We start from the raw sequence: 21491 nt of genomic DNA, 5'->3' as shown, positions 1-21491 counted from the left end.
CGTCATTCCCGCGCAGGCGGGAATCCAGGGCCGTTGCGCTCCATCGATCTCAAAAATCACCGCTCAAGCAAGCAAACTTGGGTTCCCGCCTGCGCGGGAACGACGGTCTTCAGGGTAACAATTCAGGCAAGCCCCCGTCCATCACACCTCAGCCCACATCCTGAGCAGGTTGTGATAGTGCGCCGTCAAGCCGACAGTCGTCTTCGAGTCGCCATGCTCGCCCCTGAGCGCCTGGATATGCGTATCGAGGTCAAACAACATCGCCCGCTTGCCATCCTCCCGCACCATGCTCTGGGTCCACAAGAACGACGCCACCCGCTCCCCGCTCGTTACCGGCCGCACTTGATGCACACTGCCCGACGGATACACGATCGCGTCTCCCGCCGCCAGCTTCACCTCGTGCGTGCCATACAAATCCACCACCTCGAGCTCGCCGCCCTCGTACTCGTCCGGCTCGCTCAGGAACACTGTGGTCGACACATCCGCCCGCACCGCCGGCAAGCCGCCGCGCTGGGCCCGGATCGCGCCATCCACGTGCAGGCCGTAGTGCTCGCCACCTGAGTACGCATTGAAGTACGGCGCCAGCACGCGCAGCGGCAGCACGGCGGCGAAGAACAGCGGATTGACCATCAGCGCGCCGCTGACGATTTGCCCGAGCTCGAGCGCAAGCGGCGTGCCCTCGCCCAATTGCCGGTTGCGCTTGACTTGTGCGCCCTGCGCGCCCACGCTCTCGCGGCCATCGATCCATTCCGGCGCGCTGTTCAGGCGGGCGCGGATCCCGGACACCTGTGCCGGCGTGAGCACGCCGGGAATATGCAGCATCATGATCAAACTCTGGTGAGTACGGCCAACAAAAAAATCCCCCCTGGCAAAGCCAGGAGGGGCGAATCCGGTTGCCCGGCGGGGGTGGTACTCCGTGAAGAGCATCTGCCAGCGCTTTCCCGGTCGCCGGCAGGGTAGAACACTTTCCTTCCCTCTTCCCATTAATGCTTGAATGAGAATTATTCTCATTATGTACGGTGTTTGCGGACTTGGCAAGCGGCTTCGTGCAGACCGTGCGCCCGGGGCCTGCCCACCCCTTTGTTCATGGCACATGGCCGAATCAACTACAATACCGGGGACAAGGGATTATCATCATCCTCTGGATTAACAATCCCCGGACATTCGATCCACTAACTGACAAGAGACTCACTCGCCCCATGCGTCGCCCTTCCAAAGATTCAACACCCAAACTTTCCGCAGAAAGCCAGCGCCTCGTCAGCCTCTCGCAAGCCCTCATGCAAGCTGCCAGCCGTGCCGAAGAACGGGCATGGGAACGCCAGCTCGACACGCACCTGCAAAAACTGCTCAAGACCAATCACCAGGACAGCATCGACAGCGCCCTGAACGCCCTGTTCAAGGATGACCTGGCGTCGTACGACGTGCTGATGGACACGGTCGAAGCAGTCAGCGAATCGGCCATGATGGTCGAGCAGAAGGACGGCGTCGACGTCACCTGGCAGGCGCTCCTTATCGCTGCCCCGATCCTGGCCTGGACCCGCTTCTCGATCGCCACCGGCTCGATTCCGTCCGACCTGCTGGCCACCCTCGGCGCCCACTTCTCGGCTCACCTGCTCGCGGGCGGCACGAAGATGGCGGTCGCCCCTACCCTGTATTCGATCGACCAGCTGCCGCGCACCCACGCCGAAACTTACGCGCTGACGCACAAGCTGGCCGCTGCCGCGCACAAGGGCGGCACGATCAAGCCGGCGCCGCAGCTCGAAGAGACCGCGCCGTTTCTGGCCGACACCCGCTATATGCTGATCGCGATTGTCGCGCCGGCGGGCGACCCGCTGTTCCGCTGGCAGGAGCCACAGCATCAGCTGCATGTGGTGCAAGAGCGCGAGCGCAGCCTGGAACAATGGCGCACGCAAGCCACCACCAACGTCGCGCGCCTGATGCCCGGCTGCGGTATCGAGCTGCTGCTGCCGGAAGCGTATTACGTGGCCTGCCGCGAAGCCGATAAATTGATCCGCCCGATTTCGATCCGCGCCGCCGTGCACTACCTGACCAACACGCTGGGCGTGGAACCGACCGACTTGCGCGCCGTCGTGGCCGGCTTCGGCGAAGAAGCACCCGACATCCAGATCGACGAATACCGCGTGGCATTCACGATGCGCCAGAGCGCCGATGTGGTGTATGGCATCGTCTGGCCGCTGTACGGGCAAGAAGACGAATCCGGCATGCCGGTAGAAGGCCCGCTGGCGATCACGCACGATGCGCTGAGCCCGCTGAATGACATCGTGGCGCATCTGAACGAAGCGGGTATCGCCCACATCAAGCGCATCAATGAGCGCTACGTGGCTGAGTATTGCGACGATTGCGGCTCACCGCTGTTCGCGGATCCGACTGGTGAACTGGTGCATGCCGAGATGCCAGACGACACCCCAACCGGTAGCGAGCACTTCCACTGATTCGATATCTTCCCGCTTCGGCGGGATTTTTTTTGGCCAGGATCTTTACGGCAAGCAGCCAGGGCCACAGCCGGCACAGCCGGTGTCAGGTCTGACATTTGGACACAAACTCAGCCGTCACCAAATACGATGGTATCGGACTGATTATCAGAACGTTCAATTTACAGCCGAGATCGTGTCCGAATGTCAGACCTGACACCGGCTTTTTGATGCTGCTATCTACTAATGCTGTTGGGTAAGCGCCGACGGCGAACTGAATAGAGGAGTCCGAGGCCGGCAATCAGCGTTGCCCATGATGCAGGCTCTGGAATCTCTGCAATGGAGAGGTCGACGTTGTCAATTGCGAATTCCGGGAAATCTGGTCCGCCCATGATTGTTAGGGAAGATATATTCGCGAAATCTTCAAATCTAAAATTTGAAAATGATTCAGCAAGAGTTTCTTCCAAGAAGATCGTTTTCGTTATTGCGCCATTGATTCCCATTGCACTCAACGTCAGTGTCACGGGCTTACCGTCGCCAAGAAAGGTCTTGGCAACATCCAGCGAGGTGAAAGAGAACAAGCCATTGTTCTCGAGATTGAATGTAATACTGCTCTCATTGAACGCATAAAATGCAGTCGTTCCATTGGATGCGCAACGCGGGTTGCACATGCCTAAATGGTCAGCAGGATCATCGATAAGGAAAAATCCGAAATCACTGAGCGACGAATGAGTAACCCTGAATCCGTCTTCGAGAAAGCTGTAGTTCGCGTTGTAACCACCGTCTTGAGCTTCAAAGTCAATCGTCGCCGCCACCGCGGAACTCGTCAAAAAGGCAGCCGTGATGGCCATCATTAGTTTTCGAATCATCGTTACTCTCTCGTTAAATAACAACTATTAAAAACGCATGTGGATGAATGCCGTACGCTGGCGCGACGAACTATCCACAACTCTATATGCCAGTGCATCGAAAGGAATAACGAGTAACCATAAACAGGCAATCTCCTGTCTGGCGCCCGAATTGGAATCGACAGATAAAATCTTATACCAATTAATTCTTTGAAATTGTATTAGTGTGTATGCATCACAGTTATCGGATAACTGCGTGCGCACATTATTTTATGGGAATATTTTTATTCTCAGCGCAAGATAAATTACAATCGCTGCGGCGCGCGTAATAAGCCAAGGCAAGATTAATTAAATGACAGATGGCAGCCGATGGTTTCAACCAGTTTGCATGCCTGCTTTCTCGTCGAAAGCTGCAGCTCTATCGAAGACATAAAAGTTCAAAAGCAGTCATTCACGATTACGTTTCCATTGCCCCACAGCCACCTTTTCGCGCATCCGGTCTGTCGGGCGTGACAAACTCTCGCCCCAACCCGAGCGTCTCGAATCGCTCGACCACGAAATCGATAAATACCCGCGTCTTGGCCGGCAATAACCGCCGGCTCGCGTAATACAAACTCAGCATTCGCCCCTGCACATACCAGCCCGGCAGCACATCGACCAGCGCCCCGCTGCGCAAAAACGGCTGCGCGTGGGGCAACGGCAATACCGCGATGCCGAGCCCGGCCAGCGCGGCCTGCGCCATGGCTTCCGGGTCGTCGCACACCACCACCGTGCGCGACTCCGCCGTTGCCTGCACGCCGTCATCGGTGCGCAGCGTGTAGGCGAGCACGCGCCCGCTGCCCAGCGCACGGCGCGCGATGCCGTCATGCTGCGCCAGGTCGTCGGGATGCTGCGGCCAACCGCGCCGCGCCAGGTAGGCGGGACTGGCGGTGGCGATGCTGCGCACGGGCGTGAGTTCGCGCGCCACCATCCCCTCGTTCAGGTCGACACCGCCGCCGATGGCCACGTCGAACCCTTCCTTGATCAGATCGACCTGGCGGTTCTCGACGTGCAGATCCGGCACGATGGCCGGATACCGCTGCAGGAATGTTTCCAGCATCGGCACGAAGTAGGTGCGCCCGACGAGCGGCGCCATCGCGATCTTGAGCGTCCCGCCTGGCTGGCCGGCCCCCTGGCGCGTCGTGAGCGTCGCTTCTTCGATGCGCTTCCACGGCGCGGCGACTTCTTCCAGATAGCGCTCCCCCTCGGCCGTCAGCCGCAACTGGCGCGTGGTGCGCTGGAACAGGCGCACGCCCAGGTGCTGCTCGAGCCTGGCGACGTTCTTGCTGACGGCCGCCGGACTCGTGCCGAGCCTGCGTGCGGCGGCAGAAAACCCGCCCTCTTCGGCGCTGTAGATGAATGACACGAGGTGACTGATCGATTCGGGCATGGTGTGGTCGAAGAAAGATATAGCGATCGATTTTATACCTGTAGTTGAAAGTCAAACAGCTTTGCACGGCCTAGTTTCAACCACAGGTATTCACGATACTGGTACTTCTTCCACCCATTCAGGAGCACACCATGAGCACACCACTTCAGGGCAAGGTCGCCATCGTCACCGGCGGCGCCCGCGGCATCGGCGCGGCAATCGCACGCCGGCTGGCGGCAGATGGCGCGCACGTTGCCTTCACCTACCAGCATTCGGGCAGCGCCGCCGAGACGCTCGTGGCCGACATTGTCGCTGCCGGCGGCAGCGCCCTGGCCATCCGCAGCGATGCCGCCGATCCCGCCGCTATCAGTGCCTCGGTCGAACAAGTGGTGGCTGTGCACGGCCGCGTCGACATCCTGGTCAACAATGCCGGCATCGCACTGATGGGTCTGGTGGACGATTTTTCACTCGAAGACTTCGACCGCACCATCGCCGTCAATGTGCGCGGCGTGTTCGCCGGCGTGAAGGCGGTTCTGCCCCACATGGGCCAGGGCGGGCGCATCGTCAACATCAGCAGCACCAACGCACTGCGCATGCCCACGAGCGGGCTGGCCGTGTATGCAATGAGCAAGTCGGCATTGAGCGGCCTGACGCAAGGCCTGGCGCGCGACCTGGGCCCGCGCGGCATCACGATCAACAACGTCCTGCCTGGCCCCGTCGACACCGACATGAATCCCGAGCACACCGAATTTGGCGCCAGTCTGCACGATTTCATGGCCATCAAGCGCCACGGCCGCCCGCAAGAAATTGCGTCGATGGTGGCTTACCTGAGCGGCCCGGAAGCCGCGTTCATCACCGGCGCCGACCTGCTGGTCGATGGCGGTTTCGCTGCTTGAAGACCCCAAAAAAAAGCCGGCCACGTCAAACGTGGCCGGCATTTTCCAACACGAGCTGATTACCGCATTACGCCATCGGATCGATGGTAAAGGCCGGCATGCGCGCGTTGGTACGGGCGCTTTCCAGGAACTTGTCCGACGTGGCCAGTGCCTCGGCAATCGTGACGTCCATGTCGAGATAGCGATACGTGCCCAGGCGGCCAACGAACGTCACGTTCGGCTCGTTCTGCGCCTTGTTCACGTACAGCTCGAGCATCGCCTTTTCGCGGTTCTGGCGGATCGGATAGTACGGAATATCCTTCTCTTCGCACTGGCGGCTGTACTCGGCGTAGCAGATGGTCTTTTCATGTTTTTCCCACGGCGAGAAGTGCTTGTGCTCGGTGATGCGGGTGTATTTTTTCTCGTTGTCGCAGTAATTGATGACAGCGTTGCCCTGGAAGTCGCCATCGGCGCGGAAGACTTCGAAGTCCAGCGTGCGGTATGGCAGGCGGCCTTCGGTGTGCTTGAACCAGGCGTCGATCGGGCCGCTGTAGAACACGTGCTCGTACTCGCCCTTGGTGGCCGGGTCGAACGTGGTATTCAGGTGCACCGTCACGCCCGGCGTGTCGATGATGTTCTGCACCAGCGCCGTGTAACCCTCGGCTGGCATGCCCTGGTATTTGTGGTTGAAGTAATTGTCGTCGTAGTTGAAGCGCACCGGCAGGCGCTTGAGGATACTGGCCGGCAGTTCGCTCGGCTCCAGGCCCCACTGCTTGATGGTGTAGGTCTTGAAGAACGCCTCGTACAGATCGCGGCCGACGAAGCGCAGCGCCTGTTCTTCGAAGGTGGTCGGGTTCTCGATGGTCTTGTCGCCCAGGTTGGCCAAAAATTCTTGCGCTTCGGCCGGGCCCATCGTCTTGTTGAAGAACTGGTTGATGGTCAACAGGTTGATCGGCAGGGTGAAGACTTTGCCGTCGGTGATGGCCTTGACGCGATTGACATACGGCTTGAACTCGGCGAAGCGGTTGACGAATTCCCACGCGCGCTCATTGTCGGTGTGGAAGATGTGCGGGCCATACACGTGAACCATGACGCCGGTTTCGGCATCGCGCTCGGAATAGCAATTGCCGGCTACGTGCGGGCGCGACTCGAAGACGTCGACGGTGTAACCAGCCTGTGCCAGCTGGTTGGCGATCACTGCCCCGGAGAATCCTGCGCCAACGATGGCGATGTTCTTTTTCATTCTTGTGTCCTGGTGATATTGGCAATGCCGGGGGAGGCTTGAGCTGGACTGGGCAAGGAAGATGCAAGCACCATCTTCCTTGTCAAAACCGGGGCACGCGTCGCCGCATCGCGGGTGATTTTAATGGCAAAAGAATATCACTCAAACCCGCTTTTGCTCCGCACAATTGGACAACCGTTGTTGTACGAAAAAACGGGATGCGCCGGACTGCCTGCTCGGTCTTTATTGACGGATCGCGCTCACCACGCGCGTGGTAAATTCGGCCGCATTGCCGGCATGCCAGCGCCAGACGATCACCAGGTCGTGCTCGGGCGAGACGACGATGTCATTGCTGCCGGCGCCCAGGGCGGCGTACGCCGTGGCCGGCATTCCTGGCAGGTTCTTGCCCTTGGTGTTGAGCCACCACAGGTAACCGTAATCCGGGCCGTGCGCGCTGGGCGTGAGCGCGTCCTTGACGTAGGCCGCCGGCAGGATGTGCTTGCCGGCCCAGTTGCCCTGGCGCAGCCACAGATAGCCGAAGCGCGCCATGTCCCAGCTGTCGATCCACATGCCGCCGCCCCAGCGCGTGCCGCCACTGACCGATGGCACTTGCTTGCCGTTCAGGTCGACATAGCTATTGTGGTACGGGATCCATTTCCAGGTCGACGAGCCGCCGATCGGGTCCATGATCTGTTGCTGGAACACGTCCGGTACCGACTGGCCGAACACGCGCAGCAGCGACAGCGCAAGGCGATTCACGCGCGTGTCGTTGTATTCATAGAAGGTGCCCGGCTGCCTGATGGCGCGCGGCTTCTTTTCACCCTTGCCGAATGCCTGCTTGCCGATGAAATTGCTGTGCTTGCCCCACAGCTCGCCTTCCCATTCGGACTCTTGCTGCAGATGCTGCTTCCAGCTCACTGCCGCGTTGTGCGCCGACACATAGCCGCCGTCCTGCACGCGCTGCGCCACTGGCTCGTCGACCTGCAGGCGACCGTCGCGCACGGCCACGCCCGCCACCGTGGCCAGCATGCTCTTGGCCACCGAATAGGTCGGATCGACAAAGCGCGTGTCGCCAAACTCGGCCACGACATAGCCCTTGTAGATCACCACGCCATTGGTGCGGGCGCGTTTGGTCGGCATCGAGCCCAGGCGCGTGCCGAAGATCGCTTCCTGGTCGGACAGGTCGAGCGGCCGCTCGGTCTCGCGCGACTGCGCAAACGCAATGGCGGCGGCCAGGGCCACCGGGTCCATCCCCAGCGCGGCCGGGTCCTTGCGCGCCCACTCCCCGGCTGGCGGAAAGTACGCAGCGTCCGCGGCAGGGGCCGCCGTTGCCGGCAGCGCCAGACTCAACGCGGTAGCAATGGAGATGACGAGGAGCCTGCGGCGCGTGCGATGGGTCATGTCGGGGTGGTGGTCCAGGTGGAGTACGGCGCCTTGATCAGGCTGGAATTGTAATAGCGCTTCTCGCCAGTGACTTCCTGGCCGATCCAGTCGGGCTTGTCGAAGACGGTGTCTTCCGCCGGCAGTTCGATTTCGGCCACGACCAGGCCCGCGTTCTCGCCCAAAAATTCATCGACTTCCCAAGTAAAACCGGCGTGCTCGATGCGGCGCCGGGTCTTTTCGACGAGCGGGCGCTCGCACAGGCGTTCGAGCAGTTCGGCGGCATCAAGCAGCGGGATCGGATACTCCCACTCGCCACGCGAGGCGCCTTCGCTCTTGCTCTTGATGGTGAGCACGCCCTGCTCGCCCTCGATGCGCACGCGCACCGTGCGGGTCGGGTCGGCGCACAGATAACCCTGGCGCAGCAAGGTGGCAGCGCCAAGTTCGCGCCAGCCATCGTTCGCGAGCAAAAACTTGCGTTCGATCTCGATGCCCATGACGTCAGCCCAATGCCTGCAGGATCGGCTGCAGCATCGCAGCGCCCAGGCCGGCGCTGCGCGCGCCGTTCCAGCCGGTGTGCGCGTCGGGCAGGTTGGCGTTGTCCTTGAACGGCATTTCCAGCGTGAGGGACAGGCACTTGTAGTGGTGGCCGACGTATTTCGAGGCCAGCGTGAGCAGTTCGTCGTTGTACTTGCTGGCGGCGTAGCCGAACTCTTTCTGGAAATCCGGGCTGCAGGCGATGTAGCGGTCGATGAAGGTGGTCTGCTCGAGCGCGCGCTCGGCCGTGAAATCGGCCAGCATTTCGCAGCCGGCCACGAAGTTGTACGGCAGCGCCTCGTCGCCGTGGATGTCGAAGAACATGTCGATGCCGACTTCTTCGATCTTCTGCTTCACGCACAGCACTTCGGGGCTGCGCTCGAGCGACGGGTTCATCCACTCACGGTTCAGGTTGGCGCCGGCGGCGTTGGTGCGCAGGTTGCCGCGCACCGAGCCGTCCGGGTTCATGTTCGGCACGATGTAGAACACGGCGCGCTGCAGCAGTGTGCGCGAGACCGGGTTGGCGCTGTCGAGCAGCGCGTCCATCATGCCTTCGACGAACCACTCGGCCATCGATTCGCCCGGGTGCTGGCGCGCGATGACCCAGATTTTCTTCTCGGCCTGCGGGTTGCCGATCACGACCAGGTTCATGTCGCGGCCATCGATCGTGGTGCCGATGTCGCTCACGCGGGCGATCGGGTTCTCGGCCACTTCGCCCAGCAGGCGCAGGTGACGCTCCCAGCTGTACGGCTCGAAGTAGGCGTAATACACGCTGTCGGTTTCCGGCGTGTGCTCGATCGTCATCACCTGGCCGTCGAACGTGGTGGGCACGCGGAACCAGTTGTCGAGGTCATAGCTGGCCACCGCCTGGTAATCCTCGAACCCCTTCGGGTACGTGGCCTGGCCGGCGTTCAGAAAGCGCATCGTCACGGCCTGGTCGCGCGCGCCCTGCAGGCGAAAGTGGAACCACTGGTGGATGTCGGCGTGCGAGTCGGCGCGCAGGTTCAGGTCGATCCGGGACGGATGCCCGGCATCTACAACGTCGATCGAACCGGCGTCGAACATCGTGCTGATCTTGATGGACATGGAAATCCTTTCATGGCCCGCCGTCGAAGGCGGCAATGGGTGACGAAACGTCGGGCGCCAGCCCGACGCGGGGTGCGGGGCACGGACGAACGCGTTATTGCGCGTCGAGGTCGATCAGGTCCTTGGCGTACATCGCCATGATCTGACGCATCAGCTCGACATTGCCGCGATCGAGCACGACGGTCAAATCCGGCTTGGTCTCGAGGGCAAAGGTCATGCGGATCATGCCTGGCAACTCTTTGCAATTAACGTACATGACGCGCGGCGTGGTCGGGTTTTCCCAGTCGTCCTGGCCAATGCCGGGGCCGGCCGGCGGCGCCTTGAGTTGCGGGTCCTGGTTGACCGGCAGATGCTTGAGCAGCCAGAACACGACGTTGGCCGGGATATGCACGGCGACATCGCTCGCACCGATGGTGGAAAACTTGGTCAGCAACAGGTTACCAACCCGGTCGCAGGACATGGACAGGCTCTTGACTTGACGAATGACCGCTGGTTTCACGACGTTGATCCTTGGGGGAAGGTTGAAAAAGGCGCTGCGATTCTACCGCATCCCCCCGGCCTTTTGGGTGGTTTGCCCCCGTGAACAGCAAAACGGGGAGCATGAAGCTCCCCGTCGATGATCCGTGCCGTCGTCTGGCGCCCCGGCAGTCCGGCGGTATCGGGCGGGCTATTCTTTGGCACCGCCGCTGCGGCTGCCACCCTCGGCGCTCTGGCGATTGCCTGTCTTGACCGAGGCCCGCGAGGCGTCGTTGGCGCTGGCTGACTGGCGGTTGCCATGGCTCAGGCTGCCTGCGCGGCGTGCTTCCTCGGACGTGAACTCATGGGCCGTGCCCTTGGCGTGGGCCGCCTTGCCACCCTGGCTGGCGATTTCACGCTGGCGCGCCGGATCCATCGACGCGAAGCCGCGATTGCGGGTACCTCCGGCGCTCTGACTGCTGCCCGGTGTGCCCGATTGCTTGTTTCCTTGGTTGCTTGAGGCCATGATGAGGGTTCTCCCTTGGATGCTGATGGAAACCGCCGCTTCCTGCGGCAGGCTTGAGGCCTGCCGACACCCTGACGGCGACGACGATGAGCCCAAACCCATCTTAGGCATGCGATCTGGATGCGGCTATAGGAGTATTCCAGATGACTTTGTAGGACAACACGCGAGAATTTTTGTACTCAAGAAATTAAACTTTCAGTATTCACCATTCGGCTCAGGAACAGTCCTACACACACCCCCTACCTCTTCCTATTCTGTGCAGCGCCGAGCGCGCGCATGATGGGTCCATGCGGCAGGCGCGCATTTGACAGAGCCTGCCAGTTCACCAATGCACAGGAGACAACCATGGATGCGAATCAGCGTAGCGAAGTGAATAACCAGACCAATAACGGCGCCAACGAAAAATGGAATTCGGACGCCAAGGGCGCCACGCGCGATGGCGCCAGCGAACAGCGCGCGCCGTCCGGCACCGGCATGGCGCATGGCGATCGCCCGAGCGAAACAGAGGGCCAGCTTGCCACCACCGGCGGGCAGCAAGGCAATACCGACAGCCACCAGCGCGCGATGGAGATGCATTCCGACGCCTGGGGCAAACTCAATGACCCGCTGGGCAATCGCCAGGGCAAGACGCGCACGAGTGACAACCCGAATCCGCCGGCGTCGGTGAGGCCGGCGCACGATGCCGGCAACGGTACTGGCAACGACGGCGGCAACGACCCTGGCAATGACACCGGCATCGTACCGGGCACCGACGACCGCGAAGCGCGCGGCACCGAAGCCGGCGTGCCGGGCGTGCAGTACGGCGACATCTACGGCAACCGCCAGAGCGCCGACGGCGAAAATCGCGCCGACACGCAAGACGCCAGCTCGAGCAAGATTCAGGAGAGCACCGACCGCAACGGTTCGCAGACGGGCGAAACGCGCCGGGATGCGCCGGTCGACAATATTCACCAGTCCAACGACCTGGCCGGCGGCTTGCCGCGCAGCGGGGGCAATGGCGGCCCGCGTACCGAGGGCGAGGGTTACCAGACCGGCGGCAGCATGCACGCCGAACCGAATCCCGTGCATGAATCGAACGATGCGGCCGGCGGCTATCCGCGCAGCCCGGGTGGCGCCAACCAGCTCGCGGGCGATCGCAAGATGGATGACGACACAGGTTTCTCGCGCAAGTAATCGGTAACAGTAACGGTATCCGGGACGCCAGCAGCGCCCCGGACCGAATTACCCTGCGCTTGATCCAACGCCAAGCCGCCCATTCCCGCTGGAACCGACCTGTTCACACGGCAGTCGAACCGTTCGCCACCGCCACCATTGTGCGGTGGCGCGAAACCAGCGGAGACCTGCCATGCCAGCGACGCACGACGCTTCCAGCCTTGCCGTCCCGACGATTTCCGGCCTGCGCGCTTTGCATGACGACGATAGCTCTGCCTCTCGCATGAATCTGCATGCCCTCGAAGGCCGCGCTGTGTTCGCCGGCACGCGGCGCGCAGCAGCCCGGCGGCGTCTGGGCTTGGGGCCGGCGTGCTTCGTCGTGCTCTGTAGCGTGCTGGCCGGTACGCCCTGCGCTGGCATCGACACGGTCATCCTGGGTGTTGCCAGGCTGCGGCAGCGGCATGGTGTGGACGGCCTGCTGCTCGTGGCGTTGGGCATCGCTGCCGACGCTGAACTGGCACGGCTGCGCGAACTGACCCGCGCACTGGGCATGCGAGCGCACGTGCGCTTCGTGATCGCCGCGCCGATGAACGCGCTGCGCGACTGCCACGCCGCGGCCGATGTGCTGGTCAACACGCCCTGGGGTTCAGCGTCCATTAGTTCAGCGCCCCTGAGTTCAGCGCCCCGCAGGACCGCGCACGCGGCGGCGTCATCTCCGCGACCGGTCATCGGCAGCGATGCCGGCCAGTTGCGCGCCGCGACTCTCGACGGCGCCACCGGCTACCTGATCCCACCGCGCGACCCCGAGACGCTGGCTGCGCGCCTGGCGCACCTGGCCAACCTGGCTGTGCCTGCAGAGACAGCCTTCCAATGACCCTGATCGCAACGTGAAGGCCGCGCGCATGAAAGCTATTTTCCTCGACAACGACGGCACGCTGATCGACGACCTGCCCTTCAATCCGGAGCCGCGCCGCATCCGCCTGGTCAGTGGCGCCGGGCCCGCGCTGCGACTGCTCTCCGGGCTGGACTTCCGGCTGTTCGTCGTTGCCAACCAGTCCGGCATCGCGCACGGTTGCTTCGGCGAAGACGCCATGGCGCCGGTGTCCGACCGCCTGAGCGACCTGCTGTTTCGCGAGCAACTGACGCTCGACGGCTTCTATTATTGCCCGCACCATCCGCTGGGCACCGTCAGCGACTATGCCTACTCGTGCGCCTGCCGCAAGCCGTCGCCAGGCATGCTGCTGCGCGCCGCGCACGAGCATGACATCGACCTGCGCGCGTCGTGGATGATCGGCGACATCCTGCACGACGTCGAAGCCGGTAACCGCGCCGGCTGCCGTACGCTGCTGATCGACAACGGCCACGAAACCGAATGGCGCCTGGGTCCGCGCCGGCTACCCACGCGCATCGCCCCCGACCTGTACCACGCGGCCATGCTGATTGCCGAGCATGGCGACCTGCGCTAGCGCGCGGCCATGGCGGCGCCAGCCCCTTGCCGGAGCATTACATCCGTGGATCGTCGATCGCAACCTGGTCGTCCATGCGCACCTGCTCGCCCATCAGCACGCGATGGATCACGGCGCCATGCACACCATGCTGCTTGAGGAACTCGACGGCGCTGCGGGTGCCCAGGCTGGCCTGGATCTGCATCCCCTGGCGCACCACATGGGTGGCGTCCGCGTACGGGTTATCCTGCGCGCCGGTCAGGTCCGTATAGCGGCGATCGGTCTTTGAAACTTGCATCTGCATCCTTTCGTCGTGCCAGAACAAAAAAAATCCGCCGACGTCCGCGCCGACGGAAAACGCATGAGTCCCAGGGGATCACGAGAGAGAGAAAGACACGGCACCGATCTTAACGGCCCTCCATGTCAACCTGATGACATTGCAACACCAACCCGGCACGCCGCCCGATCGTCCACATGACGCGCGCCGATGGCTCTACAATTGCCTATCGCAGATTCAACCTGGATGACAGATGGCGGCTTCCGGCTTCGTTCCCGGCTCCAATTACGGCTTCAGTTACGGCTCCGACGACTCGGGCCTGGTGTGGGGTTTCTTGATCGACCCGGACGCAAGCTGCGTACCCATCGGCGTGGCCGAGGCCGTGCGCTGGATGGCCGCCCCGCAACCCGGGCAATTCATCTGGCTGCACTTCAATCTGTCGAACACGGCCAGCGAGCGCTGGCTGCGCCAGCATGCCGACCTGGCCGACGAGTTCTACGCCACCCTGCACCAGGGCTCGCGCTCGACCCGCATCGAAATCGCCGACAACGCCCTGATCGCCGTCGTCAACGATGTGCTGCACGGGTTTTCGCTCGACAGCGCGGACATCTCGACGCTGTGGGCCCACGTCACGCCGCACGCCGTGATCAGCGCGCGCCGCAAACCGCTGGCCTCGATCGAGCGCCTGCGCCAGGACGTGTTGCAGGGCGCGCCGCTGCGCTCGTCGAGCGAACTCCTCGTGCACCTGCTGCGCGACCAGGCCGACGTGCTGGTCAACATCGTGCGCGATGCCGTCGCGCGTGTCGACGCCATCGAAGACCGGCTGCTGGCCGGGCGCCTGACGCGCCAGCGCGAAGACCTGGGCGCCCTGCGGCGCGTGCTGGTGCGCCTGCAGCGACTGCTGGCGCCGGAGCCGGCCGCGCTGTTTCGCCTGCTGCAGCGTCCACCGGCCTGGGTCGACGGCGAAGACCGGCAAGACCTGCGCCAGGCCACCGAGGAATTCACGGTAGTGCTGAACGACCTGGCCGCGCTGCAAGAACGCATCAAGCTGCTGCAAGAAGAAATCGCCGCCCGCGTCAACGAAGACAATGCGCGCAGCCTGTACCTGCTCACGATCGTGACGGTGATGGCGCTGCCGATCAACCTGATCGCCGGCCTGTTCGGCATGAACGTGGGCGGCGTGCCGCTGGCCGGGAACGGCCACGGCTTCTGGATCGTATTCGGACTGGTGGCAAGCTTTACCACCGTGGCGGCGTGGCTGCTGTTGCGTTTGCAGCGCCATGGTTGATTGCCGCACACCATTGCCATTGCTAACTGAACTCTGAGCCCGTATCGTGGCTGGTCAACCACTTCACCACCGATTATTTTGACCTCACGTTACAGCTTCCTGGCCGGCGGCGGCGAAATGGGCGCCCTCATGCGCGCCCACGACTGGCACGCCACCCCATTGGGCTCGCCCGACACCTGGCCATCGACGCTCAAGACCGTGGTGCGCCTTGTGCTCTCGAGTCACCATCCGATGTTCATCTGGTGGGGCGACGACCTGATCCAGCTGTACAACGACGGCTACCGCCAGACACTGGGCCCGGAGCGCCATCCGCTGGCGCTGGGCCAGCCGGGGCGCGTCTGCTGGGAGGAAGCCTGGGACCTGATCGGCCCCGACATCGAGGCCGTCATGGCCACCGGCACGACCACCTGGCACGAAGACCGCCTGGTGCCCCTGACCCGCAATGGCCGGCGCGAAGACGTGTGGTGGACCTATGGCTACAGCCCGATCGAAGATGAAGCGGGCATCCACGGTGTGCTGGTCATCTGCAACGACGTCACGCGCGACCACGAGCTGCGCGAGCGCCTCGAGCAAACCAATCACGCGCTGATCGACACGATGGACGACGGCTTCGGCATGCTCGAGATGATCGACGACGCCGACGGCCGCGCGGTCGACTACCGGTTCGTCGAAGCCAACCGCGCCTTTGCCCGCCACACGGGCCTGGTCGACAGCGTGGGCAAGACCGCGCGCGAGATGGTTCCCGACCTCGAGCAGCGCTGGGTCGACGTGTACGACGAGATCGCCCGCAGCGGCGTGGCGCGGCGCTTCGACGAAGGCTCGGAAGCGATGGGCCGCTGGTTTACCGTGTACGCCAGCCGCATCGCGCACCCGACCCGGCGCCGCGTGGCGCTGCTGTTTACCGACATCACCAGCCAGAAGAACGCCGAGCGCGCGCTGCAGGCGAGCGAAGCGGCCGCGCGCGCCGCCGCCGCCCAGGCCGAGGCCGACCGTCGGCGTCTCGATGCACTGCTCAGTTCGGCGCCGGTGGGCATCATCTACGCCGATGCACAGGGCGCCATTTCTTCGGTCAACCCGATGATGCACGTGCTGTGGGGCGAGCATCCGATGTCCACCAGCGCGGATGGCTACGCCGAGTGGCGCGGCTGGTGGGCCGACGGCTCGCAGCGCCACGGCCAGCCCGTGCAGGCCCACGACTGGTCGCTGGCGCGCGCGCTGCGTGGCGAGCAGGTCGACGCCGACTTCGTCGAGATCGAGCCGTTCGGCAAGCCGCTCGAGCGGCACACCCTGCTCACCCGGGCCGCACCGATCCGCGATGAAGCCGGCAATATCACCGGCGCCGTGGCCGCGTCGATGGACCTGACGGCGCAGGTGCAAACCCAGCGCGCGCTGCGCGAGAGCGAAGGCAAGTTTCGCACCATGACCGAGGCGATGCCGCAGATGGTGTGGTCATGCCTGCCCGATGGCACCAACGATTACTCGAACAAGCGCTGGTACGATTTCACCGGCATGGTCAACCACGAACTGGCCGGCACCAGCTGGACCCGCACCATCCATCCCGACGATTTGCCGAGGCTGCAGGCGCTGTGGGCGGCCAGCCTGGCCAGCGGCAAACTGTTCGAGATCGAGCACCGGTTGCGCCATCACAGTGGCGACTACCGCTGGGTGCTCAACCGCGCGCTGCCGGTGCGCGACGAGGCCGGCGCCATCATCCGCTGGATGGGCACGGTCACCGACATGCATGACCACCGGCTGGCTGCCGAAGAACTCAAGGCCGCCAATGCGCGCAAGGACGAATTTCTGGCGATGCTGGCGCACGAGCTGCGCAATCCCCTGGCGCCGATCAGCACCGCGGCCCAGATGCTCAAGCTGGCCGGCGCCGACCCGAAGCGCACGGCGCATGCGGCCGACGTCATCGGCCGCCAGGTGCGCCACATGGTCGAGCTGGTGGACGATTTGCTCGACGTCTCGCGTGTCACGCGCGGCCTGGTCGAACTCGAGCGGATGCCGGTCGACCTCAAGTCGGTGATCGCGAGCGCCATCGAGCAGGCGCGCCCGCTCATCGAAAAGAAGGGTCACACGCTCTCGACCCGCCTGGGCGCGGCCAATGTCACCGTCACGGGCGACCGCAAGCGGCTGGTGCAGGTGATGACCAATCTTCTCAACAATGCGGCCAAGTACACGCCTGACGGCGGCGAGATCACGGTGTTTGCCGTGGCCGAGGCCAAGGCCGATGGCGCGAACGTGACGCTGTCGGTCAAGGACAACGGGATCGGCATCGACGCTGCTCTGCTGCCCGACATCTTCGAGCTGTTCACGCAAGCCAAGCGCACGCCCGACCGCGCCCAGGGTGGGCTCGGCCTGGGCCTGGCGCTGGTGCGCAGCATGGTCAGCCTGCATGGCGGCAAGGTCGAGGCGCACAGCGATGGCCCCGGCCGGGGCAGCTGCTTTGCCGTCACGCTGCCGGTGGGTGCGAGCGCGCTCGATCCTGCTGCTGGCTCTGCTGCGAGCGAGGACGACACGCTGGCCGCGCACACGGCGCTGCGCATCCTGATCGTCGACGACAACCGCGACGCCGCCGAATCGCTCGGCATGGTGCTTGCGGCCGTGGGCCATACGGTGTGCGTCGAAGAGTCGCCCCTGGCCGCCCTGCGCCGGGTACAGGGCGAGACGTTCGACGTCTGCCTGCTCGATATCGGGCTGCCCGACATGGACGGCTACCAGCTCGCGCGGCGTTTGCGCGCGGCGCCCCGCGTGGCCGACGCCTGCATGGTGGCGCTCAGCGGCTACGGGCAACCGCAGGACATGGCCGCGTCGCAGGCCGCCGGCTTTTCGCGGCACCTGGTCAAGCCGGTGGACATTCCGTTTCTGCTGGCGCTGCTCGACGGATTGGCGCTCGGTGAGGCCGATATGCCCGCTTGATCACAATCGTACGGCGCGCTTTGCTGCACGGCGTAACATGGTGTAGTGCGTAGATGCACTTGACCATCGCACTTGACCATCGCACTTGATCATTGAAGGGACACCATCCAGTGAGCTTCGCCAGCGACCAGCAAGCTGTTCCCGTTCAATTATCCGACAATGCACAGCGGATGCTGGCCCTGCGCGAAGCCGTCTTCGAAGCATGGGAGACGCGTGTGCGCGAGCGCGTGGCGCAGGCGCGCAACGTGCAGCCCCCGATCCTGATCGACACGCTGCCGGCGTTCTACGACAACATCGTCGAGAGCATCAGCCCCGACTACCCGCGCACGTCGGCCGTGGACGGCACCACTGTCGCGGCCGAGCACGGCGGCGAGCGCGCACGCATCACGTCGTACGATCACAGCGCGCTGATCGAGGAATACCAGGTCTTTCGCTGGGCCATCTTCGATGTGTTGCACCGCGAACAGGTCGAGCTCGACCACCGCGAAGTGCACACGATCCACTCGTCGATCGATTCCGGCATCCAGGAAGCAGTGGAAGCGTTTTCGCTGGTGCACAGCGGCTTTCGCGAACGCTTCGCCGCCGCGCTCACGCACGATATGCGCGGGCCGCTGGGCGCAACCGTTTCGGCACTCGAACTCATCCTGCGCAGCAATGACCTGGAGCGGATCAAAGCGGTGGCCGGCAAGGCGCTGGCCAATGCCCGGCGCATGAGCGGCATGGTCGACGAATTGCTCGACACGATGGCGTTTCACAGTGGCGAGAGCATTGCATTGAGCATCACGGGCTTTGCCATGAGCGACGTCGTGGCCGAAGTGCTGGCCGACGCACGCACTGCGCATGGGCCGCGCTTTCATGTCGATGAGCATCCGGTCGCTGGCTGGTGGGATCGGTCGGCCCTCAAGCGAGCGATCGAGAATCTGGTCTCCAATGCAGTGAAATACGGCGCACCCGACACGACGATCACCCTCAAAGTGGACCATATCCACGAACGCGCGCTTGTCTCGGTGCATAACGACGGTCCACCGATCCCGCCGCACGAGCAGGAATGCATCTTCCAGATGTACCGCCGCGCCGAACTGGCTCAGCGAGGTGACCCACAAGGCTGGGGCATTGGGCTACCCTACGTGCGCGCAGTAGCCGAGAGCCATGGCGGCAGTATCGGGCTCGACAGCAGCAACGAGCGCGGCACCACGTTCTACATCAATATCCCGGCTGACGCGCGTGCATTTGCCGGGGCGCCGACCCTGGTGACCGAACAGATTCCGGGGGCGACGCCGGCCGCGTGATTCGCCGATATACACGCAGTATCTAGTTTACTGGATTGTTTAATCCACTATACTGGATGCCATGGATATCAATGCATTGATCGCCCGCCGTGTGCGGACCTTGCGCGACGCTCAAGGGCTGTCGCTGGCGGCGCTGGCCGAGCTGAGCGGAGTGAGCCGCTCGAATATCTCGCTGATCGAACGTGGCGAAAGCAGTCCCACCGCCACCGTGCTCGATCGACTGAGCGCCGCGCTTGGCATCACCCTTGCCGCGCTGTTCGACCAGCCGGCCGACGCCCCTTCCCCGGTATCGCGTGTTGCCGACCAGGTGACCTGGACCGATCCGGTGTCGGGCTACGTGCGCCGCACGCTCTCGCCTGCGGCCGACCCCGCGCTGCAATTGGTGGAGGTCCACTTCCCGCCCGGCCAGCGCGTGGCCTATGACACATCGACGCGCGAGCACGACGTGCACCAGCAAGTGTGGATGATCGAGGGCGGCATGGAGATCACGGTTGGTGACGAGCGCTGGACACTGGTGGCCGGCGATTGCCTGGCGATGCGTCTCGACCGGCCAATCACCTTCCAGAACATCACCGACCAGCCGGCGCGCTATCTCGTCGCGCTCAGCACCTCATCAATGTCGCCGAGGAGAACCGCATGACCGACGAAGTCACGCTGCGCACGCTCACGCTGGATGAGGCGCTGGCTCGCGGCGAGCAACTCGCTGACGTGCTCATTGATTGCGTCGAGGGCGGCGCGTCGGTCAGCTTCATGCTGCCGCTGGCGCGCGACAAGGCACTGCGCTTCTGGGGCGGCGTCGCGGCGGGCGTGGGGCGCGGGGAGCGCACGCTGATCGTGGCGGAAGACCGGGACGGTATCGTCGGCACGGTGCAACTGATCACCGACATGCCGGAGAACCAGCAGCATCGGGCCGATGTTGCCAAACTGCTGGTGCGGCAGCGGGCGCGTGGTGCAGGTGTCGGGCAACGGTTGATGGAAGCGGTCGAAGCGGCGGCGCGCGTGCAAGGGCGCAGTGTGCTTGTGCTTGATACGGCGAACGCGGCGGCGGAACGGTTGTATGAGCGGCTCGGCTGGCAGCGCGTGGGGGTGGTGCCTGGCTATGCGTATCTGCCGGCAGGCGGCTTGTGCGCGACGACCTATATCTACAAGCAACTTGATGGACTGGCCGTCGCTACTTCTGGTGCATAGCAAGGTGTTGCCAATTGTCGACACTAAAAAACGCGACTATATTTTACAAATTGATAATACATAGAAGGTAGTCAATACTTCATCGGTTACTTCTGGTGATCTGATGAAAACGACCTTCAAACGATACAACAATTTCAACTTGATCAGGCTATTGCTTGCGCTGCTGGTCATCCTCGGACACTCGCCCGAACTCATTGATGGCAATCGCGGCCGCGAATGGCTGACCCAATTCGCCGGCACGATCTCGATCGGCGAATTCGCGGTCGACTGCTTCTTCCTGCTCAGCGGTTTCCTGATCACGCAGAGCTGGGACATGCAGCCACACCCGTGGCTTTTCCTCAAGAAACGGATACTGCGCATTTATCCGGCGTTCATTGTCGCGAGTGTGATCTCGGTATTCATTGTCGGGCCGCTCGCGGCCACGCCAGCGGCGTACTTCGCGTCACTCGACGCGGTTGTCTTTGTCCGGGACCTGCTGCTTTTGAGGAAGCCGGCCGCCTCGGAAGTTTTTGCAGGCATGCCGTATCCACTAGTCAACGGCGCGATGTGGACGATCGCACGCGAGTTCGCGTGCTACCTGCTCATCCTGGGCATGGGGGTATCGGGCCTGCTGCGCCGCCGGCATGTGTTGCTGGCGGTAACTGGTTTCGTTTTTGCCGTGCTCATCTGGTTCAAGCTGCACGGCGACACGGTCGTCGGTCTACGCCTGGCCAGTTTCTTCCTCAGCGGCGCCTGCTACTACCATTATCGCGATCGGGTGCCGTACCGGGGCGGGATTGCAGCGGCGGCTGCAATCGTCCTGCTGGTGTGCATGTTCTCCTGGCGCGGCGCGGAAATCGGCCTGGCCACAGTGGGCGGCTATGTGCTGCTCTACCTTGCCTTCAAACATTCAACATTGTTCAGCCGGTTCAACCGCTTGCCGGACGTGTCGTATGGCGTCTACCTGTATGGCTGGCCGATCCAGAAGTTGCTGCTGTGGTATATCCCGTCGCTGACGCCGTGGTCGCTGTTCTTTCTGGCCGCGCCAGCTGCGTTGCTGGTGGGTACGGTGAGCTGGTATCTGATCGAACAACCGGCGCTGCGGCTCAAGGGGGCGCCGCTCCCGATATTGCCAGATCATCCGCGCCATACGACGCCATGATCTTGCTGATCGTTGAAGA

Annotated in this window: 21 protein-coding genes; 11 read left to right on the top strand and 10 right to left on the bottom strand. The window is 63.2% G+C overall.

Going from position 1 to position 21491, the window contains the following annotated elements; translation table 11 throughout:
- Nucleotides 1-141: 141 nt before the first annotated feature.
- On the bottom strand, nt 142-825 hold the full coding sequence (locus tag AB2N08_RS11560; RefSeq protein ID WP_367610792.1) for a Fe2+-dependent dioxygenase: 684 nt from the start codon (nt 823-825) through the stop codon (nt 142-144).
- A gap of 374 nt (nt 826-1199) precedes the next feature.
- Between AB2N08_RS11560 and AB2N08_RS11555 the strand changes: the two genes are divergently transcribed.
- Nucleotides 1200-2453, top strand: a complete 1254-nt coding sequence (locus tag AB2N08_RS11555) for a DUF2863 family protein (RefSeq protein ID WP_367610791.1) — start codon at nt 1200-1202, stop codon at nt 2451-2453.
- Between the two features lie 215 nt (nt 2454-2668).
- Here AB2N08_RS11555 and AB2N08_RS11550 read toward each other — a convergent pair whose 3' ends face one another.
- The gene (locus AB2N08_RS11550) at nt 2669-3286 is read right to left on the bottom strand and encodes an NF038120 family PEP-CTERM protein (protein ID WP_367610790.1); all 618 of its coding nucleotides are present in this window, start codon (nt 3284-3286) and stop codon (nt 2669-2671) included.
- A 451-nt stretch (nt 3287-3737) separates the two neighbouring features.
- The gene (locus AB2N08_RS11545; RefSeq protein ID WP_367610789.1) at nt 3738-4709 is read right to left on the bottom strand and encodes a LysR family transcriptional regulator; all 972 of its coding nucleotides are present in this window, start codon (nt 4707-4709) and stop codon (nt 3738-3740) included.
- A gap of 131 nt (nt 4710-4840) precedes the next feature.
- Here AB2N08_RS11545 and AB2N08_RS11540 point away from each other — a divergent pair, with 131 nt between their 5' ends.
- Nucleotides 4841-5584: an SDR family oxidoreductase gene (locus AB2N08_RS11540; protein WP_367610788.1), complete on the top strand. Its 744-nt coding sequence runs from the start codon at nt 4841-4843 to the stop codon at nt 5582-5584.
- 67 nt (nt 5585-5651) lie between these two features.
- Here AB2N08_RS11540 and glf read toward each other — a convergent pair whose 3' ends face one another.
- From glf to AB2N08_RS11510, 6 genes are all read right to left on the bottom strand, one after another.
- A complete protein-coding gene (glf, locus tag AB2N08_RS11535; protein WP_367610787.1) occupies nt 5652-6806 on the bottom strand; it encodes a UDP-galactopyranose mutase in 1155 nt (384 codons plus the stop codon).
- 222 nt (nt 6807-7028) lie between these two features.
- Complete coding sequence (locus tag AB2N08_RS11530) at nt 7029-8186, bottom strand: serine hydrolase domain-containing protein (protein WP_367610786.1); 1158 nt, start codon at nt 8184-8186, stop codon at nt 7029-7031.
- Complete coding sequence (locus tag AB2N08_RS11525) at nt 8183-8662, bottom strand: CYTH domain-containing protein (RefSeq protein ID WP_367610785.1); 480 nt, start codon at nt 8660-8662, stop codon at nt 8183-8185. Before AB2N08_RS11525 ends, AB2N08_RS11530 begins: the two co-directional genes overlap by 4 nt.
- A gap of 4 nt (nt 8663-8666) precedes the next feature.
- Entirely contained in the window at nt 8667-9788 is a 1122-nt protein-coding gene (locus tag AB2N08_RS11520) for a M14 family metallopeptidase (RefSeq protein ID WP_367610784.1), read from the bottom strand.
- A gap of 94 nt (nt 9789-9882) precedes the next feature.
- Nucleotides 9883-10287 carry a hypothetical protein gene (locus AB2N08_RS11515; RefSeq protein ID WP_367610783.1) on the bottom strand — a complete coding sequence of 135 codons (405 nt, stop codon included), beginning with the start codon at nt 10285-10287 and terminating at the stop codon, nt 9883-9885.
- Nucleotides 10288-10455: 168 nt separating this feature from the next.
- The gene (locus AB2N08_RS11510) at nt 10456-10770 is read right to left on the bottom strand and encodes a KGG domain-containing protein (RefSeq protein ID WP_367610782.1); all 315 of its coding nucleotides are present in this window, start codon (nt 10768-10770) and stop codon (nt 10456-10458) included.
- 345 nt (nt 10771-11115) lie between these two features.
- Between AB2N08_RS11510 and AB2N08_RS11505 the strand changes: the two genes are divergently transcribed.
- The 3 genes from AB2N08_RS11505 to AB2N08_RS11495 all read left to right on the top strand — a co-directional run bounded on the left by AB2N08_RS11505 (nt 11116) and on the right by AB2N08_RS11495 (nt 13388).
- On the top strand, nt 11116-11943 hold the full coding sequence (locus AB2N08_RS11505) for a hypothetical protein (RefSeq protein ID WP_367610781.1): 828 nt from the start codon (nt 11116-11118) through the stop codon (nt 11941-11943).
- Between the two features lie 262 nt (nt 11944-12205).
- Entirely contained in the window at nt 12206-12796 is a 591-nt protein-coding gene (locus AB2N08_RS11500) for a glycosyltransferase (RefSeq protein ID WP_367610780.1), read from the top strand.
- A gap of 28 nt (nt 12797-12824) precedes the next feature.
- On the top strand, nt 12825-13388 hold the full coding sequence (locus tag AB2N08_RS11495) for a D-glycero-alpha-D-manno-heptose-1,7-bisphosphate 7-phosphatase (protein WP_367610779.1): 564 nt from the start codon (nt 12825-12827) through the stop codon (nt 13386-13388).
- Nucleotides 13389-13425: 37 nt separating this feature from the next.
- On the opposite strand, the gene AB2N08_RS11490 is transcribed toward AB2N08_RS11495, so the two are convergent.
- On the bottom strand, nt 13426-13665 hold the full coding sequence (locus AB2N08_RS11490) for a hypothetical protein (RefSeq protein ID WP_367610778.1): 240 nt from the start codon (nt 13663-13665) through the stop codon (nt 13426-13428).
- A 232-nt stretch (nt 13666-13897) separates the two neighbouring features.
- On the opposite strand from AB2N08_RS11490, the gene AB2N08_RS11485 reads away from it, so the two are divergent.
- The 6 genes from AB2N08_RS11485 to AB2N08_RS11460 all read left to right on the top strand — a co-directional run bounded on the left by AB2N08_RS11485 (nt 13898) and on the right by AB2N08_RS11460 (nt 21472).
- Nucleotides 13898-14932, top strand: coding sequence for a transporter (locus AB2N08_RS11485; RefSeq protein WP_367610777.1), 1035 nt, complete (start codon nt 13898-13900; stop codon nt 14930-14932).
- 78 nt (nt 14933-15010) lie between these two features.
- Nucleotides 15011-17854, top strand: coding sequence for a PAS domain-containing hybrid sensor histidine kinase/response regulator (locus tag AB2N08_RS11480; RefSeq protein ID WP_367610776.1), 2844 nt, complete (start codon nt 15011-15013; stop codon nt 17852-17854).
- Nucleotides 17855-17964: 110 nt separating this feature from the next.
- Nucleotides 17965-19143 (top strand): sensor histidine kinase, encoded by a 1179-nt coding sequence (locus tag AB2N08_RS11475; protein WP_367610775.1) that lies wholly within the window; start codon nt 17965-17967, stop codon nt 19141-19143.
- A 61-nt stretch (nt 19144-19204) separates the two neighbouring features.
- Entirely contained in the window at nt 19205-19783 is a 579-nt protein-coding gene (locus AB2N08_RS11470; RefSeq protein ID WP_367610774.1) for a helix-turn-helix domain-containing protein, read from the top strand.
- A complete protein-coding gene (locus tag AB2N08_RS11465) occupies nt 19780-20331 on the top strand; it encodes a GNAT family N-acetyltransferase (RefSeq protein WP_367610773.1) in 552 nt (183 codons plus the stop codon). The genes AB2N08_RS11470 and AB2N08_RS11465 overlap by 4 nt, the downstream gene beginning before the upstream one ends.
- Before the next feature lie 103 nt (nt 20332-20434).
- On the top strand, nt 20435-21472 hold the full coding sequence (locus AB2N08_RS11460) for an acyltransferase family protein (protein WP_367610772.1): 1038 nt from the start codon (nt 20435-20437) through the stop codon (nt 21470-21472).
- The last annotated feature ends 19 nt before the right edge of the window (nt 21473-21491 follow it).

Source organism: Massilia aurea (genome assembly GCF_040790145.1).
In the GTDB taxonomy this organism is placed as follows: domain Bacteria; phylum Pseudomonadota; class Gammaproteobacteria; order Burkholderiales; family Burkholderiaceae_D; genus Telluria; species Telluria aurea_C.
The sequence above is the reverse complement of the archived record's forward strand: the minus strand, read 5'-3'. Positions and strand labels throughout refer to the sequence as shown.

Excerpts from the sequence above, each read along its gene's own strand:
- AB2N08_RS11505 (WP_367610781.1), top strand. The coding sequence starts at position 11,116 with ATGGATGCGAATCAGCGTAGCGAAGTGAATAACCAGACCAATAACGGC.
- AB2N08_RS11465 (WP_367610773.1), top strand. The coding sequence starts at position 19,780 with ATGACCGACGAAGTCACGCTGCGCACGCTCACGCTGGATGAGGCGCTG.
- AB2N08_RS11485 (WP_367610777.1), top strand. The coding sequence starts at position 13,898 with ATGGCGGCTTCCGGCTTCGTTCCCGGCTCCAATTACGGCTTCAGTTAC.
- AB2N08_RS11560 (WP_367610792.1), bottom strand. The coding sequence starts at position 825 with ATGATGCTGCATATTCCCGGCGTGCTCACGCCGGCACAGGTGTCCGGG.
- AB2N08_RS11470 (WP_367610774.1), top strand. The coding sequence starts at position 19,205 with ATGGATATCAATGCATTGATCGCCCGCCGTGTGCGGACCTTGCGCGAC.
- AB2N08_RS11460 (WP_367610772.1), top strand. The coding sequence starts at position 20,435 with ATGAAAACGACCTTCAAACGATACAACAATTTCAACTTGATCAGGCTA.
- AB2N08_RS11525 (WP_367610785.1), bottom strand. The coding sequence starts at position 8,662 with ATGGGCATCGAGATCGAACGCAAGTTTTTGCTCGCGAACGATGGCTGG.
- AB2N08_RS11530 (WP_367610786.1), bottom strand. The coding sequence starts at position 8,186 with ATGACCCATCGCACGCGCCGCAGGCTCCTCGTCATCTCCATTGCTACC.
- AB2N08_RS11510 (WP_367610782.1), bottom strand. The coding sequence starts at position 10,770 with ATGGCCTCAAGCAACCAAGGAAACAAGCAATCGGGCACACCGGGCAGC.
- AB2N08_RS11520 (WP_367610784.1), bottom strand. The coding sequence starts at position 9,788 with ATGTCCATCAAGATCAGCACGATGTTCGACGCCGGTTCGATCGACGTT.
- AB2N08_RS11500 (WP_367610780.1), top strand. The coding sequence starts at position 12,206 with ATGAATCTGCATGCCCTCGAAGGCCGCGCTGTGTTCGCCGGCACGCGG.
- AB2N08_RS11550 (WP_367610790.1), bottom strand. The coding sequence starts at position 3,286 with ATGATGGCCATCACGGCTGCCTTTTTGACGAGTTCCGCGGTGGCGGCG.
- AB2N08_RS11540 (WP_367610788.1), top strand. The coding sequence starts at position 4,841 with ATGAGCACACCACTTCAGGGCAAGGTCGCCATCGTCACCGGCGGCGCC.
- glf (WP_367610787.1), bottom strand. The coding sequence starts at position 6,806 with ATGAAAAAGAACATCGCCATCGTTGGCGCAGGATTCTCCGGGGCAGTG.
- AB2N08_RS11495 (WP_367610779.1), top strand. The coding sequence starts at position 12,825 with ATGAAAGCTATTTTCCTCGACAACGACGGCACGCTGATCGACGACCTG.
- AB2N08_RS11555 (WP_367610791.1), top strand. The coding sequence starts at position 1,200 with ATGCGTCGCCCTTCCAAAGATTCAACACCCAAACTTTCCGCAGAAAGC.
- AB2N08_RS11490 (WP_367610778.1), bottom strand. The coding sequence starts at position 13,665 with ATGCAAGTTTCAAAGACCGATCGCCGCTATACGGACCTGACCGGCGCG.
- AB2N08_RS11545 (WP_367610789.1), bottom strand. The coding sequence starts at position 4,709 with ATGCCCGAATCGATCAGTCACCTCGTGTCATTCATCTACAGCGCCGAA.